2 rRNA genes are annotated in these 3,268 nt (G+C 52.6%); both read left to right on the forward strand.

Going from position 1 to position 3,268, the window contains the following annotated elements:
- Positions 1-117 precede the first annotated feature (117 nt).
- Positions 118-2,998 (forward strand): 23S ribosomal RNA (locus DIE23_RS38715).
- Positions 2,999-3,128: 130 nt separating this feature from the next.
- Positions 3,129-3,241, forward strand: a 5S ribosomal RNA gene (rrf, locus tag DIE23_RS38720).
- The last annotated feature ends 27 nt before the right edge of the window (positions 3,242-3,268 follow it).

Here is a 3,268-nt window from a genome sequence, read left to right on the forward strand (position 1 = left end):
CTATCCGGGTTGTGATTGTATCGATGTATCTCAAGATGATTCGAACTCTATGTTTGACTCAATTGGAATACGGCACAACGCGAGAACTCAACCTGTAACGAGACAGACTCGTTATAGGGTCAAGCGAACAAGTGCATGTGGTGGATGCCTTGGCGATCACAGGCGATGAAGGACGCGGTAGCCTGCGAAAAGCTACGGGGAGCTGGCAAACAAGCTTTGATCCGTAGATGTCCGAATGGGGAAACCCACTCCTTTTGGAGTATCCATGGCTGAATACATAGGCCATGCGAAGCGAACGCGGTGAACTGAAACATCTAAGTAACCGCAGGAAAAGAAATCAACCGAGATTCCCAAAGTAGTGGCGAGCGAAATGGGATGAGCCTTGCACTCTTTATTTGTATTGTTAGCCGAACGCTCTGGAAAGTGCGGCCATAGCAGGTGATAGCCCTGTAGGCGAAAACAGTATGAAAGAACTAGGTGTGCGACAAGTAGGGCGGGACACGTGAAATCCTGTCTGAAGATGGGGGGACCATCCTCCAAGGCTAAATACTCGTGATCGACCGATAGTGAACCAGTACCGTGAGGGAAAGGCGAAAAGAACCCCGGGAGGGGAGTGAAATAGATCCTGAAACCGCATGCATACAAACAGTCGGAGCCTCGTAAGGGGTGACGGCGTACCTTTTGTATAATGGGTCAGCGACTTACGTTCAGTAGCAAGCTTAACCGTATAGGGCAGGCGTAGCGAAAGCGAGTCCGAATAGGGCGTTCAGTTGCTGGGCGTAGACCCGAAACCAAGTGATCTATCCATGGCCAGGATGAAGGTGCGGTAACACGTACTGGAGGTCCGAACCCACTAACGTTGAAAAGTTAGGGGATGAGCTGTGGATAGGGGTGAAAGGCTAAACAAACTTGGAAATAGCTGGTTCTCTCCGAAAACTATTTAGGTAGTGCCTCGTGTCTCACCTTCGGGGGTAGAGCACTGTCATGGTTGGGGGGTCTATTGCAGATTACCCCGCCATAGCAAACTCCGAATACCGAAGAGTGCAATCACGGGAGACAGACATCGGGTGCTAACGTCCGGTGTCAAGAGGGAAACAACCCAGACCGCCAGCTAAGGTCCCCAAATATAGCTAAGTGGGAAACGAAGTGGGAAGGCTAAAACAGTCAGGAGGTTGGCTTAGAAGCAGCCACCCTTTAAAGAAAGCGTAATAGCTCACTGATCGAGTCGTCCTGCGCGGAAGATGTAACGGGGCTAAGCTATATACCGAAGCTGCGGATGCGTGCTTGCACGCATGGTAGGAGAGCGTTCCGTAAGCCTGCGAAGGTGCGTTGAAAAGCGTGCTGGAGGTATCGGAAGTGCGAATGCTGACATGAGTAGCGATAAAGGGGGTGAAAGGCCCCCTCGCCGTAAGCCCAAGGTTTCCTACGCAACGTTCATCGGCGTAGGGTGAGTCGGCCCCTAAGGCGAGGCAGAAATGCGTAGCTGATGGGAAGCAGGTCAATATTCCTGCACCATTGTTAGATGCGATGGGGGGACGGATCGCGGAAGGTTGTCCGGGTGTTGGAAGTCCCGGTCGCTGCATTGGAGAAGGCACTTAGGCAAATCCGGGTGCGTAATTCAAGGGTGTGGCGCGAGCTCCTTAGGGAGCGAAGCAATTGGAAGTGGTTCCAAGAAAAGCCTCTAAGCTTCAGTCTAACGATGACCGTACCGCAAACCGACACAGGTGGGCGAGATGAGTATTCTAAGGCGCTTGAGAGAACTCGGGAGAAGGAACTCGGCAAATTGGTACCGTAACTTCGGGATAAGGTACGCCCTTGTAGCTTGACCGGCCTGCGCTGGAAGGGTGAAGGGGTTGCAATAAACTGGTGGCTGCGACTGTTTAATAAAAACACAGCACTCTGCAAACACGAAAGTGGACGTATAGGGTGTGACGCCTGCCCGGTGCCGGAAGATTAAATGATGGGGTGCAAGCTCTTGATTGAAGTCCCGGTAAACGGCGGCCGTAACTATAACGGTCCTAAGGTAGCGAAATTCCTTGTCGGGTAAGTTCCGACCTGCACGAATGGCGTAACGATGGCCACACTGTCTCCTCCCGAGACTCAGCGAAGTTGAAGTGTTTGTGATGATGCAATCTACCCGCGGCTAGACGGAAAGACCCCATGAACCTTTACTGTAGCTTTGCATTGGACTTTGAACCGATCTGTGTAGGATAGGTGGGAGGCTATGAAACCGGAACGCTAGTTTCGGTGGAGCCGTCCTTGAAATACCACCCTGGTTTGTTTGAGGTTCTAACCTTGGCCCGTGATCCGGGTCGGGGACAGTGCATGGTAGGCAGTTTGACTGGGGCGGTCTCCTCCCAAAGCGTAACGGAGGAGTACGAAGGTACGCTAGGTACGGTCGGAAATCGTGCTGATAGTGCAATGGCATAAGCGTGCTTAACTGCGAGACCGACAAGTCGAGCAGGTGCGAAAGCAGGTCATAGTGATCCGGTGGTTCTGTATGGAAGGGCCATCGCTCAACGGATAAAAGGTACTCTGGGGATAACAGGCTGATACCGCCCAAGAGTTCATATCGACGGCGGTGTTTGGCACCTCGATGTCGGCTCATCTCATCCTGGGGCTGTAGCCGGTCCCAAGGGTATGGCTGTTCGCCATTTAAAGAGGTACGTGAGCTGGGTTTAAAACGTCGTGAGACAGTTTGGTCCCTATCTGCCGTGGGCGTTGGATATTTGAAGGGGGCTGCTCCTAGTACGAGAGGACCGGAGTGGACGAACCTCTGGTGTACCGGTTGTCACGCCAGTGGCATCGCCGGGTAGCTATGTTCGGAAGAGATAACCGCTGAAAGCATCTAAGCGGGAAACTCGCCTTAAGATGAGATATCCCTGGGGACTAGATCCCCTTGAAGGGTCGTTCGAGACCAGGACGTTGATAGGTCAGGTGTGTAAGCGCAGTAATGCGTTCAGCTAACTGATACTAATTGCCCGTAAGGCTTGATCCTATAACAAGTCTGTTTCGCGCTAGAGAGCGCGTCGGACAGGTTGGATTCTCGTGTGTGATACACACAACCCAAGATTACTGCTTCTTCCAAGATTGGTTGCGCTGCGAAGCCAGCGCAACAACCCTCTTTGCCTGATGACCATAGCGAGTCGGTCCCACCCCTTCCCATCCCGAACAGGACCGTGAAACGACTCTACGCCGATGATAGTGCGGATTCCCGTGTGAAAGTAGGTAATCGTCAGGCTCCCTAAGCCAGAAACCCCCGCCCGAA

Origin of the sequence: Burkholderia sp. Bp9143, assembly GCF_003853645.1 — a bacterium.
GTDB lineage: Bacteria > Pseudomonadota > Gammaproteobacteria > Burkholderiales > Burkholderiaceae > Burkholderia.